General features: G+C 70.1%; 19 protein-coding genes. 10 read left to right on the plus strand and 9 right to left on the minus strand.

Annotation, left to right across the window (positions count from 1 at the left end; genetic code table 11):
• Positions 1-316: 316 nt before the first annotated feature.
• The 5 genes from B0E54_RS32635 to B0E54_RS23450 all read left to right on the plus strand — a co-directional run bounded on the left by B0E54_RS32635 (position 317) and on the right by B0E54_RS23450 (position 5,830).
• Entirely contained in the window at positions 317-748 is a 432-nt protein-coding gene (locus tag B0E54_RS32635; RefSeq protein WP_308195390.1) for an acyltransferase, read from the plus strand.
• Between the two features lie 164 nt (positions 749-912).
• Entirely contained in the window at positions 913-1,857 is a 945-nt protein-coding gene (locus B0E54_RS23435) for an NAD-dependent epimerase/dehydratase family protein (protein WP_234588070.1), read from the plus strand.
• An 8-nt stretch (positions 1,858-1,865) separates the two neighbouring features.
• Positions 1,866-3,302 (plus strand): lipopolysaccharide biosynthesis protein, encoded by a 1,437-nt coding sequence (locus B0E54_RS23440; RefSeq protein ID WP_255787533.1) that lies wholly within the window; start codon positions 1,866-1,868, stop codon positions 3,300-3,302.
• Positions 3,303-3,321: 19 nt separating this feature from the next.
• Positions 3,322-4,635, plus strand: a complete 1,314-nt coding sequence (locus tag B0E54_RS23445) for a glycosyl transferase family 1 (protein WP_234588072.1) — start codon at positions 3,322-3,324, stop codon at positions 4,633-4,635.
• A 295-nt stretch (positions 4,636-4,930) separates the two neighbouring features.
• Positions 4,931-5,830 (plus strand): glycosyltransferase, encoded by a 900-nt coding sequence (locus B0E54_RS23450; RefSeq protein WP_234588073.1) that lies wholly within the window; start codon positions 4,931-4,933, stop codon positions 5,828-5,830.
• A 16-nt stretch (positions 5,831-5,846) separates the two neighbouring features.
• Here the strand turns inward: B0E54_RS23450 and B0E54_RS23455 are convergent, their stop codons facing one another.
• Together B0E54_RS23455 and B0E54_RS23460 are read right to left on the minus strand one after the other, a co-directional pair.
• Positions 5,847-7,034 carry an O-antigen ligase gene (locus B0E54_RS23455; protein ID WP_234588075.1) on the minus strand — a complete coding sequence of 396 codons (1,188 nt, stop codon included), beginning with the start codon at positions 7,032-7,034 and terminating at the stop codon, positions 5,847-5,849.
• A gap of 188 nt (positions 7,035-7,222) precedes the next feature.
• Positions 7,223-8,569: a glycosyltransferase family 4 protein gene (locus B0E54_RS23460; RefSeq protein WP_234588078.1), complete on the minus strand. Its 1,347-nt coding sequence runs from the start codon at positions 8,567-8,569 to the stop codon at positions 7,223-7,225.
• Positions 8,570-8,903: 334 nt separating this feature from the next.
• Here B0E54_RS23460 and B0E54_RS23465 point away from each other — a divergent pair, with 334 nt between their 5' ends.
• The 4 genes from B0E54_RS23465 to wecB are packed head-to-tail and all read left to right on the plus strand — an operon-like array spanning position 8,904 to position 13,421.
• Positions 8,904-9,944, plus strand: coding sequence for an SDR family NAD(P)-dependent oxidoreductase (locus tag B0E54_RS23465; RefSeq protein WP_308195391.1), 1,041 nt, complete (start codon positions 8,904-8,906; stop codon positions 9,942-9,944).
• The gene (locus B0E54_RS23470) at positions 9,938-11,065 is read left to right on the plus strand and encodes an NAD-dependent epimerase/dehydratase family protein (protein WP_234588080.1); all 1,128 of its coding nucleotides are present in this window, start codon (positions 9,938-9,940) and stop codon (positions 11,063-11,065) included. The genes B0E54_RS23465 and B0E54_RS23470 overlap by 7 nt, the downstream gene beginning before the upstream one ends.
• Entirely contained in the window at positions 11,062-12,300 is a 1,239-nt protein-coding gene (locus B0E54_RS23475) for a glycosyltransferase family 4 protein (RefSeq protein WP_234588083.1), read from the plus strand. Before B0E54_RS23470 ends, B0E54_RS23475 begins: the two co-directional genes overlap by 4 nt.
• On the plus strand, positions 12,297-13,421 hold the full coding sequence (wecB, locus tag B0E54_RS23480) for a non-hydrolyzing UDP-N-acetylglucosamine 2-epimerase (RefSeq protein ID WP_234588085.1): 1,125 nt from the start codon (positions 12,297-12,299) through the stop codon (positions 13,419-13,421). Before B0E54_RS23475 ends, wecB begins: the two co-directional genes overlap by 4 nt.
• A 104-nt stretch (positions 13,422-13,525) precedes the next feature.
• Here the strand turns inward: wecB and B0E54_RS23485 are convergent, their stop codons facing one another.
• The 5 genes from B0E54_RS23485 to B0E54_RS23505 all read right to left on the minus strand — a co-directional run bounded on the left by B0E54_RS23485 (position 13,526) and on the right by B0E54_RS23505 (position 19,123).
• Positions 13,526-15,340, minus strand: a complete 1,815-nt coding sequence (locus tag B0E54_RS23485; RefSeq protein ID WP_374109308.1) for a polysaccharide biosynthesis protein — start codon at positions 15,338-15,340, stop codon at positions 13,526-13,528.
• 198 nt (positions 15,341-15,538) lie between these two features.
• A complete protein-coding gene (locus B0E54_RS23490; RefSeq protein WP_234588089.1) occupies positions 15,539-16,318 on the minus strand; it encodes a GNAT family N-acetyltransferase in 780 nt (259 codons plus the stop codon).
• On the minus strand, positions 16,315-16,947 hold the full coding sequence (locus tag B0E54_RS23495) for a sugar transferase (protein WP_234588091.1): 633 nt from the start codon (positions 16,945-16,947) through the stop codon (positions 16,315-16,317). Before B0E54_RS23495 ends, B0E54_RS23490 begins: the two co-directional genes overlap by 4 nt.
• Entirely contained in the window at positions 16,944-17,999 is a 1,056-nt protein-coding gene (locus B0E54_RS32835) for a GNAT family N-acetyltransferase (protein WP_234588093.1), read from the minus strand. The genes B0E54_RS23495 and B0E54_RS32835 overlap by 4 nt, the downstream gene beginning before the upstream one ends.
• Entirely contained in the window at positions 17,996-19,123 is a 1,128-nt protein-coding gene (locus tag B0E54_RS23505; RefSeq protein WP_234588095.1) for a DegT/DnrJ/EryC1/StrS aminotransferase family protein, read from the minus strand. Before B0E54_RS23505 ends, B0E54_RS32835 begins: the two co-directional genes overlap by 4 nt.
• A gap of 226 nt (positions 19,124-19,349) precedes the next feature.
• Here B0E54_RS23505 and B0E54_RS23510 point away from each other — a divergent pair, with 226 nt between their 5' ends.
• The gene (locus B0E54_RS23510; protein ID WP_234588099.1) at positions 19,350-20,306 is read left to right on the plus strand and encodes a DUF389 domain-containing protein; all 957 of its coding nucleotides are present in this window, start codon (positions 19,350-19,352) and stop codon (positions 20,304-20,306) included.
• Here the strand turns inward: B0E54_RS23510 and B0E54_RS23515 are convergent.
• Positions 20,227-20,703, minus strand: coding sequence for a hypothetical protein (locus B0E54_RS23515; protein WP_234588101.1), 477 nt, complete (start codon positions 20,701-20,703; stop codon positions 20,227-20,229). The two genes, B0E54_RS23510 and B0E54_RS23515, sit on opposite strands and share 80 nt — an antisense overlap.
• A gap of 21 nt (positions 20,704-20,724) precedes the next feature.
• Positions 20,725-21,609 (minus strand): aminoglycoside phosphotransferase family protein, encoded by an 885-nt coding sequence (locus tag B0E54_RS23520; protein ID WP_234588103.1) that lies wholly within the window; start codon positions 21,607-21,609, stop codon positions 20,725-20,727.
• Positions 21,610-22,670: the final 1,061 nt, after the last annotated feature.

Raw genomic sequence — 22,670 nt, forward strand, 5'->3', positions numbered from 1 at the left:
TATCGGTGCAGATGCCTCACGTGACGGTCGGCGGTGTCGGCGCGGGAGTGGCCGTACTGCTGCCCGTCGACGGCCAGGGTGGCGCTGGCGGCCGGGAAGCCTGCGCTGCTGTCCGCTTAAGCATGAATAGCGGCATTTGCCCGTCTCTGTGCAGGTCGGGGATCGTTGCGGCTGGTGTTCAGGTGTGTTTTTCGAGTTGAGGAGAGCCGTGCGCAGCCAGTTTCGTGCCGCCGTCAGGCTGATCCGGGGTCGATGGGTCGCGGCCCGTGACCCACAGGCCTACGCCCGGATGGTCGGCGTCAACATGAGGGGGCGGGTGACGTTCTACGGCATGAGCCTGGGCATGTTCGGCTCCGAACCCTGGCTGATCACCCTTGGGAACAATGTTCACGTCACGGCCGGCGTGCAGTTCGTCACGCATGACGGCGGGACGCTGATCCTGCGAAAGGAGTGCCCGGACCTGGAGTGGACCGCTCCGATCACAGTTGGTGACGACGTCTACATCGGGATGCGGTCGCTCATCATGCCGGGCGTCGCGATCGGAGACCGATGCGTGATCGGAGCCGGAGCGGTTGTCACCACCGACATCCCCGACAACACCGTGGCCGTGGGTGTGCCGGCTCGGCCCATCCGCACCACAGACGAGTACCTCGCTCGACTTCAGGAGAAATCCCTGCGGATCGGGCACCTGCCAGCTCAGGCCAAGGCCGAGGCGATCAAGAAGATCTACGGCATCGCGACCCGCTGACGGGCGTGGCGCAATGCCGGTGCCGCCGGTCCTCGCCGTCTGCTGGCCGAGCCCAGTTGTCCGACTCACCTGCCGTGACCTGCGCGAATCCTGTTCGTTGCTTGAAGGAGACGGACTCGGCCGCTCCCGGTCGCCGTGGCCGCAGGGTGAGCGAGGAGAACGTCTTGAAGGTAATCGTCACGGGGGGCGCGGGATTCATCGGTGCCAACCTCCTCCGGGAGCTCGTCGACAACCCGCTGATGGATGAGCTGATTGCGGTGGACGACCTCTCGACCGGATCGGTGGACAATCTCGCTGATCTACCAGTCCGGTTGCTGCGCGGCTCGGTCCTCGATACGAAGGTCCTCGATGAGGCGCTGACCGGCGCGGACTGTGTGGTGCACCTCGGTGCGTTGGGGTCCGTCCCGAGGTCCATCGACAACCCTCTTGCCAGCCATCACGCCAACGCGACGGGCACCTTGATGGTGCTGGAAGCGGTACGACGGCATGACGTCCCGCACGTCATCGTCGCCTCCTCGTCGTCGGTCTACGGCGCCAACCCGATCCTGCCCCGTCAGGAGACGCTCCGGCCGATGCCGGTGAGCCCGTACGCGGTGTCCAAGCTGGCGACGGAGGCATACGCCCTCGCCCACTCCTCCTGCTATGGCCACGCGGTCCTGGCGTTCCGCTTCTTCAATGTCTTCGGTCCGCGACAGGCCGCGCACCACGCGTACGCCGCCGTGGTGCCGAAGTTCGTATCCGCGGCTCTCGCGGGCCAGCCCCTGCGGATTCACGGCGACGGCGGGCAAACTCGTGACTTCACCTACGTCGGTAGCGTCACTTCCACCATCATGGACGCGATCGTCCGACGAGTCTCCGCGCCCGATGCGGTGAACCTGGCCTTCGGAGCGCGTGTCTCCCTCCTCGAACTGGTAGCAGAGCTGGAATCCGTGCTGGGACGCCCGCTTGACCGGGTGCACGAACGGGCCCGCCCGGGGGACGTCCGTGACTCGCAGGCAGATTCCAGCCGACTGCGCGAGCTGTTCCCCTCCCTGCGCCGCTACTCGATGCGGGAAGGGCTGGAGGCGACCGTCGCCTGGATGTCTGAGCGCGTCTTGGCCGCACACTGACATCCGACATGCATCGCGCACCCCAGGGAACCCTCACCCCCGACGTCTCGCAGAACCGGAGCCCCCAGCGGCCCGACGCTTCATCCTCTGACGATCGGCAGGGTGCTGAACGTAGCCGTCGCCTCGCGGCCGGGATAGCCACTGCCGTTGCTGGCCGGGCCCTTGGCGTCGTGGTGCCGCTGCTCCTGATTCCCGTCACCCTGTCCTACCTGGGCCCGGAGCGCTACGGTCTGTGGGCTGCCGTGCTGGCGCTGGCCGGGATGGCCGCGTTCGCCGACCTCGGCCTGGGTAACGGCTTGATGACGAAGCTGACGTTGTGCCACGGTGCGGGCGACAGCGAGGGTGCCCGCCGGTACCTGTCCAGCGCGTACTTCCTCCTGGTGCCGCTGGCGGTGATGCTGTGCGTGCTGCTCTGGCTGATGGCGCCGGTGGTGCCGTGGGCTTCCCTGCTCGGTCTGCCGGGCAACATGAGCCCGGCAGACGTCCGCGGCATGGTGCTGGTCGGCTTGACCGCCGTGGTGCTGAACATTCCGCTGTCGTTGATCATCCGCGTTCAGTACGCCTTCCAGCAGGTCTCCATCAGCAACATGTGGCAAGCGGCGGGCGCTGTGCTGGCCCTGCCGCTTGTGTTGTCGGCGGTTTGGACGAAGCAGCCGCCCGTCATCGTGGTCGGAGCGGCGGTCATCGGTCCGCTTCTCGCGAACCTGGCGAATTCCGTGTGGGTCTACGGGCATCGAATACCGGAGATCTGTCCGCGGCTCAGTCAGGTGGACCGGACCCTCGCCCGAAGGCTGCTCCGGCTCAGTGGAATGTTCTTCGTGCTGACCGTGGTGATGTCGGCGGCCAACAACGCGGATACCTTGATCATCGCGCAGACCCTGGGCCTGGAGCAGGTCACTGCGTACGCCGTGCCGGCCAAGGTGCTGGCTCAGGCCGGAATGCTGGTCGGCCTGGTGAACGTGCCGCTCTGGCCGGCGAACGGCGAAGCCCTTGCCCGACACGATCTGGCATGGGTTTACCGGACGGTACGCCGGATGACGTTGATCTCCACGGCCATAACTCTGGTGCCCTCGGTGGTCCTGGTGATCCTCGGAGGGCCGTTCTTCGCTGCCTGGCTCTCCGTTCCGCTTGGCGGGGACCGGTGGCTCCTCGGCGGTCTGGCGCTGTGGTGGGTGCTGCTCGCGGGCATCTCGCCCCGGTTCATGGTGCAGAACGCGATGGGAGTCGTCCGCCCGCAACTGCTCGGGTGGGTGGCCTACCTGGTTCTCTCGCTGATCGGGAAGTGGTGGGCCGCGACCCTGTGGGGGATCACCGCGCTGCCCTACGTGGCCGTGGCCGCGTATTTGATCACGGTGCTGCCGGCCGCCATCTACGGCTACCGCAGGGCGCTGACGATGTCCGAACCGCAGTCGACCGAACGTGAGGTTGCGCTTGAGACTCGATGATGGTCACCCACGAGTTCTGGTGGTGGGGGCGAAACCGTTCAGCCGTTCGACGAATGAGGGGATCACGCTTTCCAACCTCTTTCAGGGGTGGCCGGCCGATCGGCTCGCGCAGGTGCACACCGTCGACGCACCACGCACCACGGACGTGTGCACGTCGTTCTACCACTTCGGGCTACGGAACTATCCGGTCGACCACGCTCTGCGTTCGATGCTCGCCGCCTCCGGCGGATCGCGAGCCACGCTGGGAGCACCAGGGGCGCTGGCGGCCAACCGAGGTCCCACGTCTCGCCTCGTCGCGCAGCTGCGGGCTGCGGCTGACCTGACCCCCTGCCGGTTTCCAGACGATCTGGCACCGTGGCTGCGCCGACACCAGCCCGATCTGGTCTACTCACTGTTGGGCAGCGTCCGTGTGAACCGGCTCGCCACGAAGATCGCCCGATCTGTGGGCGTGCCCCTCGTACCGCACTTCATGGACGACTGGCCGACGACCAACTACGGCTCGGGGGAGTTGTTCGGGCTGGCCCGGGCATCGTTGCTGCGTACGCTTCGCGCGGCGGTGCGAAGAGCACCGCGCGGCATGTGTATCAGCCTGCCCATGGCCGAGGAGTACCAACGGCAGTACGGCATTCCCTTTGGCGCCTTCGCCAACTGTGTGGATGACGCCGACTTCGCCGACGGCTCGGCCCAGGACAGCTCGCGCCCCTCCTCGCAGCCGCTGGAACTGGTCTACGTCGGTGGGCTGCATCTGGGCCGATGGCGGCCGCTGGCGCAGATCGCCGAGGCACTGGATCAGTTCGCCAGCGACCTACCGCCGCTGCGGCTCACCGTCTATGCACCGGAGCGCGACCTCGTGCAGTTCCGCGAGGCGTTCACCGGAAGCCGATCTGTCCACCTTGACCGTTGGTTGCACAGCGATGAAGTGCCCAAGATTCTCAAGGCCGCGGATATCCTCGTACACGTCGAGTCGTTTGCGCCCGGCCACCGGCGCTACACCCGACTGTCGCTGTCCACGAAGATCCCGCAGTACCTCGCGGCCGGGCGCCCGATCCTCGGCTTCGGCCCCGAGGAACTCGCATCCATGCGACACATTGCCGAGGCGCGGGCTGGTGTCGTGGTGGGAGCTGAGGGGTTGGAGCCGATGACGCGTGCTCTGCGGCTACTCCGAGATGCGGGTCTGCGCCATACCTGGGGCAGCAACGGCCTGGGGTACGCCCGCCGGCACCACCGCCGGGAGACGCTCAGCAAGCGCTTCGCCGAGTTCCTGGCCGAGGCCAGCAGGACCGGCGCGGGCGCTGTCGCGGAACTGAGCGAGCGGGAGCGCAGCAATGGATGAGTCCATGGTCCGCCATCGAGACTGGTTGGCGTACGTCGGTCCGTTTCAGTTTCCCTGGGGGCAGCCGGGCTCCCGGCGTGTCGTCGGCATCGCCAGCTCACTCGCCAGCTCCGGGTACCACGTTGTGGTAGCGAGCGGCGAGGATGGCCCTCGAGCCATCAGCACGTTGGAGGGCGTCGACGGGCCAGGTTCCGTCTCCTATCTCGGGCTCGGGGAGACAGCCTCCGTCGGAGGCTCGCTGCTGGCCAGGGCCGCCCACTTTGCTGTACGGCTCGGGCGGCGCACAGTCGACTGGTTGGACGCCCAGCCGACGCGACCGTCGCACGTGATGGTCTACGGCGGTGCCGCGCAGTACATGCTCCACTTACGCCGCTGGTGCCGGCGTAACCGGGTTCCGCTGTTGGCCGACGTGGTGGAATGGTACGACCCTCGGCACCTGCGCGGCGGTTTCCTCGGCCCGTTGCATCTGAGCTCGGAATCCGCGATGCGCTACTTCTATCCGCGTTGTGCCGGCATCGTCGCGATCAGCTCCTATCTTGAGGACTACTACCGCGGGCTCGGCACGAACGTGGTACGCGTACCGCCAACGCTCGACGTGCGTACCCTGCGGGTCGGTCCCGCCGTACGGCGTCAGGCGGCCGACCTGTCCCTGGTCTACTTCGGCACTCCAGGTCGAAAGGACCTGCTGGGCACGATGGTCCGTGCGGTCGACCGGCTCGAGCGACAGGGGGCCGCGATCGAACTGCACATCTACGGGCCCACGGCGACCCAGGTGCGGGACCTTGCGGGGCTTGAGCGGCTCCCGAAGGGCGTCGACGTGCGGGGTCGGCTCGCTCAGCAGGAGATGCCGCAGGCACTGAGGGAAGCCGACTTCAGCGTGATTCTGCGTCGGCCGGAGCGGTTCGCGCAGGCTGGTTTTCCGACGAAGTTTTGCGAAAGCCTCGCCAACGGCACACCGGTGATCGCTAACCTGACCAGTGACCTTGGTGACTATCTGCGTCACGGCGTCGAGGGTTTGGTCTGTGACGGCTGGTCCGAAACGGAACTGGCCGACGTCTTACACGCCGCGCTGGAGTTGGCCCCGGCCCAGCGGGATGCCATGCGAGGGGCTGCCAGGGCGCAGGCGCTGGAGTCGTTCGATTACCGCGGCTACGCTCCGCAGCTTTCCGTGCTTCTGGAGACGGCTCGACCGTGACCGTTGGTACGGCCGGTCACCGCACCGGCCTGGCAGGTCGGATCCCGTAAGCCAGAGGACGGCTGACGCCCCCGAACTCGTCCCGGAGTTCCGTCGATCGATGACGCCCGCCATTCTGCAGGTGCGCGTTCGAGGCAATCCCGACGACGGAGAGAAGCGCCAACACCAGCCAGGCGCCTTGTGCGTACTCCCAGTGCCCGCTCAGCCAGATCGGCAGCAGACTCGTCGCGAAGACACCGGCGAGCACTCGACCGGTGTGACCGGCGTTTCGGGCGGCGTAGGTCAGGGCTGCGATCATGGTCGACCCGTAGAGGAGAACGCCGATCAGACCGAGATCGGTACCGACGGTGAGGAGAAGATTGTGCGGGCCGATCTGGTAGGGATTCTCAAGTCGGAAGACGCCAGGACCGAGGCCCGCGAACGGATGCTCCATCCACGCCGATATGGCGACCGGCCACACCTCGAGCCTGCCGGACAGGTCGCCGGTCTCACGGCCGAAGAGACCGTCGAGCCGTTGCGCCGTCGAGCTGAAGAGGCTGGCAGCGGTGAACGGAAGCAGCAGGATCAACACCGGAACGCAGACGCGCGTCATCGTCCAGGCGAACTTCGACGTGATGCGGGACAGAGCGAGGATCGCCGCGCCCAGTACGAGCCCGAGCGTGGCGCCTTTGGAACCCGTCAGTAGAACGCCGTATGCCAACGCCAGCAGGGTGACGACAAGCACCGCCCGCATCGCCCGCGATCGGGGGCCGACGTGTAGTAGGACGACTGCGAGCACCGCCCCGGTCGCCAGAGTGTACGAGGTGTAGTTGATGTTGATGCCGTCCACGCCGTACCGAACGTTGTAGTCGAGGATCGCATCGCGCTGGTCGGCATTACCCCGCGCCCCTGTGATCAACGTGAAGCACGTCGCGACGCAGCCGGCCAGGTGCGCGTAGGCCACCGTGATGAAATACGACTTGTTCCTGATGATGTGCCGCGCCGCGATGAAGACCAGACATGCCGATGCGTACATGTAGCCAAGCCAACGGGTGGCTGGAGGGTCAACTGTGTCGAGCAGCGCGCTGCCAAGTGCCCACACAGCGGTGAGACCCGCAAGCACGTCGGGAAGACGAAATCGTGGGAGGTGTGAACTCAGCAGGACGGCGGCCACCGCCAGTGCGCCTCCGTAGGTGTTGGCCAGCTTCGGCGACCAGGCCGCCATGAAGGCTGCGGCGCAGATCAACGCCAGGCCCGGAACGTCTCTGCTCAGCAGTTTCCCGGCTGGGTTCGGGGCGTACCGAGCGCTATTTCGGAATCTGTCCGAGGCGTGACGCGGAGCAGAGAGGTGGGGTGGTCGGCCTGGGCCTGAGCGGGCAGGGCTGCTGGGGCTGAACGACGTCGTGAAGCTGCTCATCGAACTGCTTCTCCCTCAAGCGCTGTCGAGGCCGAACCGTCACGACGCGATCTCTGGTGCAAGATTCGCTCCGTCTCGCAGTCCTGCTGGGCGGCGGCTTCCCGCACAGCCCGATAAAAGTCATTGCGTCGTCGCTCGAGCGTGGCTTGGGAGAAGTCCCGGGCGCGTGCCAGGTTTCGAGCCGAAGCTTGGGCCCGCCGTGCGGGATCGTTCAGTAGCCGCCCTATCGCATCCGCCAAGGCAGCAGGGTCATCTGGAGGCACGATGTCCTCCTCGGCGAGCAGTTCCGGAATCCCGCCCACCGAGGATCCGATGGCAGGCAGCCCGCGAGCCATTGCCTCGACCAGCGCTTTGGGGAGACCTTCGGTCCGCGACGGCATGGCGAACACGTCGGCCGCGTCAACGTGCTGGCGTACCTGCTCGCCCGCGGGCACGGACCCGAGGAATTCAATCTTGTCCCGCACGCCGAGTTGCGTGGCGAGCCGTTCCAGGTAAGCCTGTTGGCGGCCGGTTCCGATATGGACACAGCGCACCGGCAGCCCGGCCGAGAGCAGCTGAGAGAGTGCCCTGATCAAGGTGTCGATGCCCTTGTACAGCATCTCCAGCGACCCGACGGAGACGATGACGTACTCGTCGCGGTGCCGAGGCAGGGGCGGTGCGGCCACGTAGGCATCGGGCGGCATTTCCACGCTTGAGTACGCGGCGGTGACGGCGTGTGCGCCCGGCGGGTACCGCAACTGCAGGTACCGCTCGGTCACATACGAAACACCGGTCGCGGCCCGGCACTGGCGCCGGAGCATGTTCGTGTATCGCCGTCTCAACAATGGGCGTAGTGGGTGGTTCACCACTCCCGGCGCGTAGACCGTGAAGGGGTCCGCCATCACCTCGACTGCGTAGGGGAGGCCCGAGCGGTCACGCGTGGTGGCAAGCAGCGATCCCAGTACCGTGGGCGCGCGAAGTATGAGGACGGCATGTGGATCGTCTGCCGCACGCAAGGCGCGAACGACAGCGCGCCGGCGCCGAAGGTACTGCCAGGGCCCGAGGTAGTGGGGGACAGGCCGCACCGTCACCCGGTGTCCGTCAACCCGATGGGAGTTGGGGGCCACGGATGCCACGTCCGCGACGCGGGCGAGTACCAACACCTCGTCGAAGGCAGACAGGTAGCGGGTGAAGAAGCCGTAGGCGGGTCCTTCTCGCGTCCAGATCGCCCCATCCGGTGTCCTGGCGAACCTCGCTTCGACGGCGACCAGTGCCTTGACGTCGGTCTTTTCCTGCGGCGTGCAGGGTTCACCCAGGTGTACCAAGCCGTGCGCCGGCGTGTGCTCTGGGCTGCGGTCAAGCATGTTGCTCCTAGGGCGGGGCGGGGGTCTCGACGTGCGACGGCAGGTACCGGCAGGGGCGATGCGCCAAGGCTTCGGCAGATGCGCGTGGAAGACGCTGAATGAGTCCTACCAGTTTCTATCGTGGCGATTCGGACTTTCACGATTTTCTACCGACATCGGCCTCACGAGTCGGACAGCTCGACCTCTCCGGGGAACTTCACGGCCGACACTCACTAATGCGAACTTTGGGCGTTTCCGTGACCGCTTGGGCTCGTTGCCCGATGTGTGACCGGCGGCCCGGCTGACGTGCCCACCGGCATGTGGTCCTCTGCCAGAGCGAGACGGAGAGCAAGCTGTGACTTTCTCGACCACCGGACGCCGCGTTCTCATCACCGGCGGTACGGGTTCCTTCGGCCAAACCATGGTGCGCCGACTCCTCGACCGTGGCGCCGGTGAGGTCCGGGTGCTCAGCCGGGACGAAGCCAAGCAGGACGCCATGCGTCGGTTGTTCGGCGACGAACGGGTTCGCTACTACGTCGGGGACGTGCGCGACTACGACTCGGTGCTCAAGGCCAGCCGGGGCATCGACTACGTCTTTCACGCCGCCGCCCTCAAGCAGGTGCCGTCGTGTGAGTTCTTCCCGCTGGAGGCCGTCCGGACCAACGTGCTGGGCAGCGCCAACGTCATCGAGGCCGCCGAGCGCAACGGCGTCGGATCGGTAGTCGTGCTCAGCACGGACAAGGCCGTCCAGCCGGTCAACGCGATGGGCATGAGCAAGGCCCTCATGGAGAAGGTCGCCCAGGCGCACGCCCGGAACAACCCGAACAGCAGCACCACGGTCTCCTGCGTGCGCTACGGCAACGTCATGTACTCGCGGGGATCGGTGATCCCCCTGTTCATCGAGCAGATCAAGGCCGGCCGGGCGCCGACCGTGACCGACGCCGGGATGACCCGGTTCCTGATGTCGCTCGCCGACTCGGTCGAGCTGGTCGAGCACGCCTTCCACCACGGTCGGCCCGGCGACATCTTCATCCGCAAGGCCGCCGCCTGCACTGTCGGCGACCTGGCCGAGGCGGTCTGCCACCTCTTCGACGTGCCCGCCAAGCTCGACGTGATCGGCGTGCGGCACGGAGAGAAGCAGGCCGAGACGCTCGCCAGCCGGGAGGAACTCGCCCAGGCCGAGGACTTCGGCGAATTCCTCCGGGTGCCGCTGGACGCCCGCGACCTCAACTACGCGCTGTACGTCTCCGAGGGTGACCTCGGCGGCGGGCCGAGCGAGGACTTCAACTCGGCGAACGCGCCGCAGCTCGGCGTACCCGAGATCATCGCGCTGTTGAAGACGCTGCCCGAGGTACGCGCGGAGCTGGCGCTGCGGGACCCGGTGCTGGCGTGCTGAGGCTCGCCGTCACCGGCGCCGGAGGGTTCCTCGGCTGGCACGTGCGGGTGCTGCTGCGGGCGCTGGCCTGGCCGGAACCGGTAGTGCTCACCCGGGCCGACCTCACCGATCCCGACGTGGTCGCCGCGAAGGTGGCAGGTGTGGACCGCGTGCTGCACCTGGCCGGCGTCAACCGGGGCGAGCCGGCCGATGTCGCGGCCGGGAACGTCCACCTCGCCGCGCAGCTCGCCGACGGCCTCAAGCGGTGTACGAATCCTCCGGCGCGGGTCATCTACGCGAACTCGGTGCAGGCCGGCAACGGCACCCCGTACGGCGACGCCAAGGCCACCGCCGCGCGGGTGCTGGCGGCCACCGGCGTCGAGGTCGACGACGTGTTGCTGCCGAACCTGTACGGCGAGCACGGGCGTCCGTACTACAACTCGGCCGTGGCGACGTTCTGCCGGGTGCTCGCCGAGGGCGGCCGGCCGGAGGTGCACGCCGACCGCGAGCTGAGCCTCGTGCACGTCACCGACGCGGCCGCCCGGCTCATCGGTGTGCCGGCGGGCGGTTCGTGGGATCCGGCCATGCCGCCGCTGCGGATCGGCGTGCAGGCTCTGGCCAGCCTGCTCACCGGCATTGCCGCGACGTACCGGACCGGGGAGTTCCCATCCCTGGTGGGCCGGCACGACGTGCGGCTGTTCAACACCTACCGGTCGCACTGCTTCCCGGCGCACTACCCGCTGGCGCTGCCCCGCAGGGCCGACGCCCGGGGCGAGCTGGTCGAGACGGTCAAGGCACACGGCGGCGCCGGGCAGACGTTCTGCTCCACCACCCGCCCCGGCATCACCCGAGGTGAGCACTTCCACCTGGCGAAGGTGGAACGGTTCGTGGTGCTGCGCGGCTCGGCCGAGATCAGTCTGCGCCGGGTCGACGACACCGAGGTGCTGCGGTTCCCGGTCAGCGGCGACGAGCCGGTGCTGGTCGACATGCCCACGATGTGGGCGCACAAGCTGGTCAACACCGGCTCGGACGATCTGGTGACGATGTTCTGGACCAACGAGCTGTTCGACCCGGACCGACCGGACACCTGGCCCGAACCGGTAGAGGCGACCCGGACGACGCCGGTGGCGGTCGGCGGGTGAAGGTTGGCCTGATCAGCCAGTGGTATCCCCCCGAGGGCGCGTTCATCCCCGGCAACCTGGCGAGCGGGCTCGCCGACCGGGGCCACCAGGTGCGGGTGCTCACCACCTTTCCGAGCTACCCGTACGGCCGGATCTATCCCGGTTGGCGGCAGCGCTGGGGGCACCGCGAAACCGACGGGCCGGTGGCGGTCCGGCGGGTGCCGGCCTATCCGAGTCACGACGCCTCCGCCCTGCGGCGGGCGTTGAGCCTGCTGTCCTTCGGCGCCAGCAGCGCGGTGCCCGGGGCGCGGTGGCTCGCCGACGTCGACGTCACGTACGTCTACCACCCGCCACCCACGGCCGTCGCCGCCGCGGCGCTGCTGCGCGCCACCCGGCGGACACCGATCGTCCTGCACGTGCAGGACCTGTGGCCCGACTCGGTGACACACTCCGGCATGGCGCCCACCGGCCGGGCCGGTCGCTCCCTGGAGGGGGCCGTCGGCGCGCTGATGCGTGCGACGTACCGGTTGGCGGACACCATCGTGGTGATCTCGCCGACGATGGCCGAGCGGGTGGTGGCGGGAGGCGCCGACCCGGACCGGGTGCGCGTGGTCTGGAACTGGACCGACGACGCCCTGTTCCGGCCGGTGCCGGTCACCGCCGAGGCCGGTACGGTGCTGGGTCATCGAGGACGGTGCACAGTGATGTTCGCCGGCAACCTCGGGCTCCTGCAGGGCCTGGACACGGCCATCCGGGCGGCTGCCGCCGCCCGGGACCGGTTGGACCTGGTGCTTGTCGGTTCCGGCGCGGGCGAGGACGCGGCCCGTCGACTAGCGGCCGAGCTGGGCGCCGACAACGTGCGGTTCATCGGTAGGCACCCGCCCGATCAGATGGCCCAGCTGTCCGCGGCCGCGGACTGGCAGCTGGTGTGTCTGCGTGACGTGCCCGCCCTGCGGGCCGCCGTCCCGTCGAAGCTCCAAGCGGCGTTGGCCTGCGGCATGCCGGTGATCGCCGCGGCGGGCGGCGACACCGCCGCCCTCGTCCGCTCGGCCGGGCTCGGTCTCGTGTGCCCGCCGGAGGACTGGCGGGCGCTCGCCGACCAGTTCGTGACGGCGGCCGACCTGCCCACCGACGTCCGGCGCGAGATGGGTAGCCGGGCCCGACACGTCTACCAGGAGCGGATGTCGCTGCGGGTGGGCGTCGACCAGTTCGAGGACATCCTGACCAAGGTGGCTGCGCAGAGAGGACGGGCATGACCAGGATCATGACTGTGGTCGGCACTCGACCGGAGATCATTCGGCTGTCCCGGGTGCTCGCCCGGCTCGACGACACGGTCGACCACGTTCTGGTCCACACCGGGCAGAACTGGGACCCGACGTTGTCCGACGTGTTCTTCACCGAGCTGCGGCTGCGCCAGCCCGACCGGTTCCTGGAGGTCGACACCTCGTCGCTCGGCCGGGTCCTCGGGGGCGTGCTGATCGGCATGGAGCAGGCGATCGCCGAGCTGCGGCCGGACGCGCTGCTGGTGCTGGGCGACACCAACAGTTGCATCGCCGCGCTGATGGCGCGGCGGATGCGGGTGCCGGTGTATCACATGGAGGCGGGAAACCGCTGCTTCGACCTGAACGTGCCGGAGGAGACCAACCGTCGGCTGGTCGACCACGTGGCGGACTTCAACCTGGTCTACACCGAACACGCCAGGCGCAATCTGCTCGCCGAGGGCCTGCACCCGCGCCGCATCCTGCACACCGGCTCGCCGATGCGGGAGGTGCTGGAGCACTACCGGGCGTCGATCGCCAGCTCGACGATCCTGCGGCAGTTGGAGCTGGAACCGGGCGGGTACTTCCTGGTCAGCGCACACCGCGAGGAGAACGTGGACCGCCCCGACCGGCTCCGCCGGCTGCTGGACTGCCTGGTCGCGGTGCGCGACAGGTGGGGCTTGCCGGTGCTGGTCTCCACGCACCCGCGGACCCGCAAGCGGCTGGAGGCGCTGGCCCCGGACGCCACCGCGCTGGACGGCATCGCCTTCCACGAGCCGTTCGGCCTGCTCGACTACGTGCACCTGCAGACCAGGGCGTACTGCACCCTGTCGGACAGTGGGACCGTCAGCGAGGAGTCCGCCATCCTCGGCTTCCCGGCGGTGACGCTGCGCGAGTCGATCGAACGCCCGGAGGCGCTCGACGCCGGCGGCATCATCATGACCGGTCTCGACCCGCAGGGCGTGGTCGAGGCGGTCGAGGTGACAGTGGCCCAGGTTGCCGCGCAGGGGGTCCCCTGCCCGGTGGACTACCAGGTGCCGGACACCTCCCGGCGGGTCGTCGACTTCATCCTCTCCACAGTCCGCCGGCACCACGACTGGGCGGGCATCCGCCGCTGACCCAGCCGGTGCCGAACCAGCCAGCGCCGAACCAGCCAGCGTCCAGCCGTACAGGCGACAGGGCCGGTCACCGCGAATCGCGGTGGCCGGCCCTGTGGCAATCGTCAGCGTGACTGCAGCGGTACGCCCAGCGGACCGTTCACCACCGGCGGCGTCGGCTGGGCGCAGAGCAGGGCGAGCTGCTCGACGACCTTCGCCGGCTCGGCGTACGGGTCGAGCCCGCGCACCTCCGTCGGGTCCAGCGCCGGAACCGTCACGTGTGACACCAGAGGGTGCAACGGCCGGGTGTCGATCTCGCCGGCCCCGAGCAGGTCCTCGTGCAGCTTCTCGCCCGCCCGCAGGCCGGTGTAGACGATCGGGACGCTGCTGGTGGCATGGTCGGCCATCTGCCGGGCGAGGTCGGCGATGCGCACCGGCTCGCCCATGTCCAGCACCAGAGCCTCCCCGTCCCGGCCGATCTCCGCGGCCTGGAGAACCAGATGGACGGCTTCCTGGAGGGTCATGAGATAGCGGGTCACGTCCGGGTGGGTGACGGTCAACGGGTTCCCGGCCTCGATCTGCCGTTGGAACGCTGTCACCACCGAGCCCCGGCTGCTCAACACGTTGCCGAACCGGACGCTGAGGAACGTGCCCGGAAACCGCGACGCGGCGTGCGCGGTCAGCAGCTCGGTGATCCGCTTCGAGTAACCGAGGACACTGATCGGGTTGGCCGCCTTGTCCGTGGAAATGTTCACGAACTTGGCCACGTCCCGGCAGGCGTCGAGGACCGACAGCGTGCCCCAGACGTTCGTCTTGACCGCCTCGCCGGGGTGCCGCTGGAGCAGGGTGAGGTGCTTGAGCGCCGCCGCGTGGAAGATGACGTCCGGCCGGCGTTCGCGGATGATCCGGCGGATGCCCTCGTCGTCGCGCAGGTCGGCGAGGATCAGCTCCGGGCCGTCGAGCAGGGCACGACCGGCCAGCGACATCTGGAGGCTGTGCAGGGCCGTCTCGTCGCGGTCCAGCATCATCACCTCACCCGGGTCGGCCTTCATGACCTGTCGGCAGAGTTCCGAGCCGATCGAGCCGCCGGCGCCGGTGACGAGGATCCGCAGGCCGGTCAGGCTGTTGCCGCTCAGCGGCAGGTCGGCGACGACCTGACGGCGGCCGAGCAGGTCACTGATCTGCACGTCGCGGACGTCGGTGACGGTGATCCGGTGGTCCACCAGGTCCCGAACGGGCGGCAGCACCTTGAAGGCGGCGCCCGTCTCGAGGGTCGCCTCGCGGATCTGACGGATCAGGGCGGCGTCGGCGTTGGCGACCGAGAAGATCACGGCACCGGCCCCGGTACGTCGGACGGCAGCGCCGACGTCGTGGCGGCCGCCCAGCACCCGCACCCCGCCGACGCGCAGGTCGCGCTTCTCCGGATCGTCGTCCAGCGCGCCGACCGGCAGGTACCGTCCGCGCGGGTCGCCGAGCATGGCCCGCAGCAGGCCCTGGCCCGCGTCGCCCATACCGAACAGCAGCACCGGCGTCGCCGAGCGAACGTCGGGGCGCATGGCCAGATCGTGGCGGTGCCGGTAGACGAACCGCGCGGCGAGCATGAACAGCACGGCCAGCGCGCCACCGATGAGGGGGGTGCTGGCGGGTACCGGTCGCTCGGCGAGCGGCAACAGACCGACAGTCAGGATGCCCGCGATCGTGATCGCCGTGCCGACGACACGCTGGACCTCGTGGAGGCTGCCGACGGGGTGCCGGCCCGAGCGGAGCCGCCGCAGCGGCACCAACCCGGTGTGCAGGACCGCCGCGATGCCACCGAGGGTCACCGCGCGCGTCAGTTCGCCAGCGGTGAGGGCGAACTCGTACCGCGCCCAGGTGGCCAGCACAACCCCGACGATCCAGGCGCCACCGTCCGTGCCGAGGAGCACAGCCGCCCGGGGCACCGCCCCCCATCGCACTCCAGCCCGTTCCGAGCGTCGTTCTTCTTCGATGTGCCGCGGCATGTGTGTCCTCGTCCCAATCGTTCGGCCGCCAGGACCGGCGGTGGCTTTTACGCCTTGTGTAGTGATACCTCCTATTTATTGATCAGTTGTCTTTTTCGCGTACTGCCTCGCCGGACGCTGTGCTCAGCTCCGGAGCTCTCAGCCCCGCAGCTCGACCGGACGCGACATCCGGGCAAAATGAGCGAACCCGTCGGCCGTCCCGGCCTCGGCTTTGCGGGTCGAGCTGATCCGATAGCAGCGGCTGGTCGGCACGACCTCCGCCAGGGCGGCGGCGAGACCCGGGCCGGGCGCGTCCGCGGCGAGACGCAGGGACGCGCCGACGACACGGACGCTCGTCGTGCCGGTCGCCCACCCGATCCGCAGATCGCCGAAGCCGAACGCCGAGTGGTGCGCCGCGAACGACGGCCAGTCGAGCAGGCGGACGGTGGGATCGGGTGCGACTCCATCGAGTCGCACCTCGGTCCACCGTGCGTACGACTCGTCGGTGAAGCCGCGTCGCTCGTAGAGGCGCCGCGCCCGTGGGTTTCCCAACGACACGTCCAGCGCGAGGTCGGCGCACCCGAGGTGGCGTGCCAGGTCGTACCCGTCGTCGAGCAGCAGTCCGCCCCACCCGCGTCCCCGCTGCCCGGCGGCGACCGCTATGCCGTTGAGGAAGAGTCGCCGCCCCAGCACCCGCCAGTCGGCGACCGCGCGTACCCGGGAGGCGTCGCGGACACAGCGGAGCACGACCGTACGGAGATCGCTGGGCGGGGCGACGGCTGCGCCGAGGAAGGCGGCGAAGTCGGTCGCGTGGTACGGCGTCAGACCCGCGCACCCGGCGGGTATGGACTGGCGGAGCAGCTCCACGATCCCGTCGAGGTGCGGATCGGTCGGCTCGTCGACGGTGACGATGCCGGTCCGCGGCACCAGGACTGTCACGTCAGCATCCGCTCCCGGTCGAGGTCCAGCATCTGCGCCGACGGGTCCGTCGCGACGCCGGCGCCGCTCAGGACCGCGCGGACGGTGCGGGCGATGATCCGCAGCTCCAGTCCGAGCGACCAGTTCGTGACGTAGACGACGTCCAGTTCGAGACGCTCGTTCCAGGGCAGCCCGTTGCGCCCGTGGATCTGCGCCAGCCCGGTGATCCCCGGGGGCACCTCGAAGCGCAGCCGTTCCCGTTCGGTGTAGAACGGGTCGTACCGGGGCAGCAGCGGGCGCGGCCCGACCAGGCTGAGCTCGCCCTTGAGCACGTTCACGAGTTGGGGCAGCTCGTCGATGCTCGCCCGCCGCAGCAGCAGGCCGATGCCCTTGCACCGTTCCCCGTCCGGCAGGAGCATGCCGTGCGCGTCGCGCTCGTCGGTCATCGTGCGCAGCTTGTAGACGGTGAACGGGCGGCCCGCCCGGCCGGTCCGTTGCTGGCGGAACAGGACCGGGGCGCCCAGCTGCCGGCGGATCAGGACCGCGGCCAGGGCCAGCACCGGAGAGAGCACGACCAGGATGGTCAGGCTCACCACGACGTCGATGAGCCGTTTGATCCGACGTTGCGTGTCGAGGGTCGCCGTGTTCATGCGACACCCGCCCGGTACGCCGGGAAGTAGCCGCTGGACTCCAGGTCCTCGGCCGTACGGCCCAGCCGTCGGGCCCGCGCGGCGACCAGCTCCCGGTAACGGGCCGGGACGATGACAGCGGAGCCCGTCCAGAACGGGGTGCGGGCGCCGCCGAAGGAGCGCTTGAACTGGAAGAGCCCGTCGTCGGCTCGAACGCCGCCGCCCAGGTGGACCAGCCGGCACCCGTGTTCGGCGGCCCACTCCAGGATGGTCCAGACCAGCAGGTTGTTGGCGCCGGCGCGCGCGGCGAGCGGGTCGGACCCGGCCAGGTGGTAGTGGGCCCGGTCCCGGTGCCGCAGCACGAGGGCGGCCGCCACCACGGCGTCGTCCGGGTCGCGTACCTCCACGATGGACAGCGCCTTGTCCAGCCCGACGGCAAGATGGCGGTAGTAGCGGTCCGGGAACAGATACCAGGGCTGGCTGCCCAGCCGGATCATTGTCGACTCGTAGAGCCGGCGGAACGGCGTACCGGGAAGCAGGTCCTCCTGCCGAGCGGGACGGACGGTGCCGGTCAGGCCACTCTTGCGGGCCTTGCGGATGGCGGTGCGGGATCGGCCCTCCATCCCGTTCCACACCTCGTCCGGCCCCGGCGACACGTCGACGGTGACGGTGTCGGCCCGGCGGGTCAACTCGACGGACGCGAGCCCCCGGACCGCCTCGACCGAGGCGGGATCCAGTGGCGAGAAGCGGAGGAAGAGCGTGACGACGCCGGCGTCCCGCCAGTGGGCGACCGCACGGGACCAGAAGCGGGCCAGGTCCGCGGGGGTGCAGCCGGCGTCGACGTGCAGGCCCGAGTAGCCGTACGGGCTAGCGGCGTCCGCGTCGGTGTCGTTCACCGACCGCAGTACGTGGGGCAGCATGAGTCGGTCGTGCTCGTGGATGGTCTGCCAGCTGCCCGATTCGGTCTCGGCGGCTGCCCGGCCGTAGCCGGCGGTGAAGTACACGTCGGGGCAGGAGGCGTCCAGCAGGGCGGCCGGGGCGCCGGGGCCGGTCACCGCGAATCCGTCGGTCACCGGCGGCCCAGGAACTCGTCGATGGCCCGGCGGACCCGCTCGCCCTCGTGTTCGGCCATCGCCGAGCCGCTGGGCAGGGTGAGGCCGGTGGTGAAGAGCCGTTCCGCAGCGCCGGTGAGCACCGCCTCCGCCCCGGCGTGCACGGGTTGCAGGTGCATCGGCTTCCACACCGGACGCGTCTCGATGTCCTGGGCGGCGAGGTGCGCGGCCAGCTCCCCGGGCCACCACCCGGAGATCTCCGGCTCCACCACGATGGTGGTCAGCCAGCAGTTGGCGCCGGGATCGCCGTCGCCGAGCAGCCGAACCCCCGGCACCGAGGCGAACAGCTTGGCGTACCTGTCGCGCAGCTCGTGGCGGCGGCGGATCATGCCGTCCAGCCGGGACAGCTGCGCTCTCCCGATCGCCGCGAGCACGTTGCTCAGCCGGTAGTTGTAGCCGATGTCGGTGTGTTCGTAGTGCGCGACGGGCTGTCGTGCCTGGGTCGCCAGGTACCGGGCGCGGGCCGCGAGCTCGGCGTCGTCGGTGAGCAGCATGCCGCCGCCCGACGTGGTCATGATCTTGTTGCCGTTGAAGGACAGCACCCCGGCGCGGCCGAACGACCCGGCGGCCCGGCCGGAGCGGGTGGCGCCGAGCGCCTCGGCGGCGTCCTCGATGACCGGATGGCCGGCACGGTCGCACACCGGAAGCAGGCGGTCGTAGTCGGCGCAGACGCCGAACATGTCCACCGGCACGACCGCCGCGACCCGTCGCCCCTCGGCGTCGAGCCGGGCGAGCAGCGACTCGAGCAGGTCCACGTCGATGTTGCCGGTCATCGGGTCGCAGTCCACGAAGATCGGCTCGGCGCCGGTGTAGACGGCGGCGTTGGCGGTGGCCGCGAAGGTCAGCGTCGGCATGACGACCACCTGCCCGGGGCCGGCGCCGACCGCCAGCAGCGCCAGGTGCAGGGCGGCAGTGCCGGAGCTGGTGGCCACGGCGTGCGACGTCCCGATCCGCTCGGCCAGCTCGGCCTCGAAGGCGTCGACATCGGGACCCAGCGGCGCCACCCAGCCGGAGCGGATGGCGGCAAGCGCGTACGACTCCTCAAGCTGACCGACGTCGGGCGGGGAGAGGTAGACCTTGCTCATGCTCGGATGACTCCCGCCGTCGCCGGGCCAAACTGACAAACCGGTTGTACCACCAGCACAGCTCCCATACATGCGTTTTGGCTTTTCGAGGCCGATTCCGGGATATACCACTCGCCGTGGGGGTGTCCGTCCCGGAAGACTCTTCGCGTCGAGCCCCCGTCAGCGGCGGCTACAGTGCTGCGAGCCGCGCCCACCGGTGGGCTCAACGCGCGAAGGGAGCCTGTGGGTGCTGCATCTGAGGGTGATCGCTCCGAAGGACCAGTCGGAGGCGGTGGCCGACCTGCTGGCCGCCGACCCCGGCGTGACCCACCTGGTGGTGCTGCCCGGTGTCGCCCGGCAGCCCCGCGGCGACCTCATCCAGTGCGACGTGGTCCGGGAGAGCGCCGACAACGTGCTCCAGGGCCTTCAGCGCCTCGGTGTGGAGGCGCGCGGGGGGATCGCCGCCGACGATGTCGAGCTGACCATCTCGGCGGCGGCCGACCGGGCGGCCGAGGAGGCGCCCGGCAGTGGCGCCGACGCGGTGGTCTGGGACGAGATAGCCGCCAAGACCGGCGAGCAGACCGAGCTGTCCGGCACCTACCTGGTGCTGATCATCGTGGCGACGATGATCGCCGGCATCGGCGTACTGCTGGACCAGCCGATCCTCATCGTGGGCGCGATGGTGGTCGGCCCCGAGTTCGGCCCGCTCGCCGCGCTCTGCGTGGCGCTGCTGCGCCGCCGCCTCGGCGTGATCGGCCGGTCGGTGCAGGCCCTGACGGTCGGCTTCCTGGCGGCCATGGTGGCGACCGTGCTGAGCACCTGGGCCCTGACCGCCGCCGGGCTGGTCAGCAAGGAGATGCTGCTCGCCGATCGGCCGCTCACCGACTTCATCTGGCGACCGGACGCGCTGTCCTGGGTCGTCGGCCTGCTCGCCGGCGTGGCCGGCATGCTCTCGTTGACCTCGAAGAAGTCGGGCAGCCTCGTCGGGGTACTGATCTCGGTGACGACGGTCCCGGCCGCGGCGAACGTGGCGGTCGCCGCCGCCTACGGAGTGTGGGACGAGGCCGGCGGCTCGGCCCTCCAGTTGGTGATCAACGTGTGCGCGATCGTCGTGGCCGGGCTGCTCACGCTCGTGGTGCAGCAGCTCTGGTGGTGGAACCTGGCTCGTCGGTCCCGTCGGTCCCGTCGCTCAGCCGCCGGTTGAGCAGGGTCCGCAGCGGGATCGACTCGCCGTCGCGGCCACCCGCCCCCACCACCAGCGGCGGCGGGCTGGGCTGCGGGTCGACGCCGAGGAGCCGGGCCCGCAGGCCACCCGGCACGGTCAGCAGGTGGAACCGCCCGGCCACGTCCACCGCCCGCGTCTCGGCCCGGTCGACGTACCAACCGGTCAGCCCGGTCCGGTAGCGCCCGCGTCCGTCGTACCCCCGGGCGACCAGGCGCGTGGTCGGCAGCCCGCGCCGGGTGGCCTCGGCCACGAACCAGGCCACCAGCTCCGCGGCCTGCGCCTGTTCGGCGGCCCGCCGCCGCGCGTCCGCGTCGGCGTGCGCCCGCACCGCGCGCTGCTGCCGCTCCCGCCACTCGCGGCCGTCGTCCTCACCCACGAGCCGACGGTACGCCCCGACTCAGTCGAGCACGGCCCGCAGGGTGTGCCGGGCGATGCCGGCCATCACGGGGTTGGTGTCGACGTAGTACGGCAGCGCGTTGATCGCCTGCTCCAGAGCCCAGCCGCGCCCCCGCTCCCAGGTGGCGTCGTCCACGCCCAACGCCCGCCGGTACGTCTCCCGCGGCCCGAGGTCCAACAGGTTCCACGCCGGCATCAGATCCACCGCGGGGTCGCCGACCGTGACCGACTCCAGGTCGATGACCGCGACCAGCCGCCCGTCGCGGACGAGCAGGTTGCCCGGCATCAGGTCGGCGTGGATCCACACGTCGGCCGGATCGTTCCGGCGCGCGTTGCGGCACCGGTCCCACACCTCGGCGAGCGCGTCGGTGTCGGTGAGTTCGCCGCTGACGGCGAGGGCAGCCCGTACGCCGGCATCCTGGTCCGCCAGAGGCCCACCCCGGCCGAACCCCGGCCACGACCGTCCGCCGGTGTCGATGCCATGCAGGGCGACCACGACGGCGGCCAGGTCACGGGCGAAGACGTCCGGGTCGTCGATCCGGTCGGCCCGGGCCGTCTCCCCAGGGATGAACCGGTACGCCGTCCACGACCCGGGGTAGCCGTCGCCCGGCGCACCGAGGCCGAGCGGTTCGGGCACCGCGATCGGCAGGTGCGCGGCGAGCAGCACGGCGTGTTCCTGCTCCCGCCGCAGCTCGTCGCGCAGCGCGGGGTCGGCGGAGGGGCGCAGCGGAAACCGCAGCACGAATTCGGTGCCGAGCCGGAACAGGGCGTTCACGGTGCCGGCCGAACGGAGGGGCCGCACCGGCAGCCCCCGCCAACGCGGAAACTGTTCGGCCACTAGCGCGGCAACAACGTCCGCGCTCACGTCCATCTGGTCGGCATGCATCCGCACCGCGAGATCATCACCCAGACCGCCACGGACACGCGACCCGTTTCCGCCCGCCGCCCTGCCCTGCTCGCCCTGCCCGCCCCCGCTCGCCAAGCCGCCCGTCGCCCGCTCGCGGTCCGCTCGCCGCTCGCCCCGCCGTGCGCTCGCTTGCTGTTCGCCCCGCCGTGCGCTCGCTCACCGCCCGCTCGCCCCGCCGCCGGCGGCCGACTGACACGGTCACGGCTGCCGCGCTCGGGACCCAACCTTGCCCCAGCGTCCCCTGTCGAGCTGCCCCAGATCTGGGGCAGGGCCGGCTGACGACGCCGACAACTCCAGATCTTGGACAGTTTCCGTTCGTGCCGAACGGAAACTGTCCAAGATCTACACCGAAATCGGGAAGCCGTGCGTGTGTGCGGCTGGCCGGGCCCGTGGGCGGGCCGGTTAAGGGCGTGTCGATGGCTGGCCTGCCCCACCCATGGGCCGCTCGCCCCCGACCGACGCGTGGGCCGCTCGCCCCGACCCACGCTGGACCGCTCGACCCGATCCACGCGTGGGGCCGTTGGCCCCGGTCCTCGCGTGGGGCTCGTTTCGGCCCGGTCCTCGCGTGGGGCTCGTTCGGCCCGGTCCACGCGTGGGCCCGTTGGCCCAGGTCCACGCGTGGGGCCCGTTCGCCCCGGTCCACGCCGGGGCTCGTTCGGCCCGGTCCACGCTTGGGGCCCGCTCGCCCCGACCCACGGGCGGGACAGCTCGGCCCCACCCATGGGTGGGGCTCGCTCGCCCCGCCCCACCCATGGGGCAGCTCGACAGGGCCCGCCAATGGCCCGGCGGGTCGGTCAATGCGGGGTGGTGGCCTGGGAGGCGCCGAGGATGACCGGCCCCTGCGGGGCATCCTGGGCGCCTCCTCACGGCGGCTGACCGATCGCGCTGATCAGGCCAATCCAGCGCGGCGCAGAGCCTCCGCCATCGCGTCGTTCGCCGGTGCCGGAGCGCCCTGCCGCTGCTGCCCGCCCCGTGCGCCCTGCCCGCCGCGACCGCCGGACCCACCCTGGCCACCAGACCTGCCCTGGCCGCCAGACCCG

Source organism: Micromonospora sp. MH99 (assembly GCF_021442385.1).
Lineage (GTDB): Bacteria > Actinomycetota > Actinomycetes > Mycobacteriales > Micromonosporaceae > Micromonospora.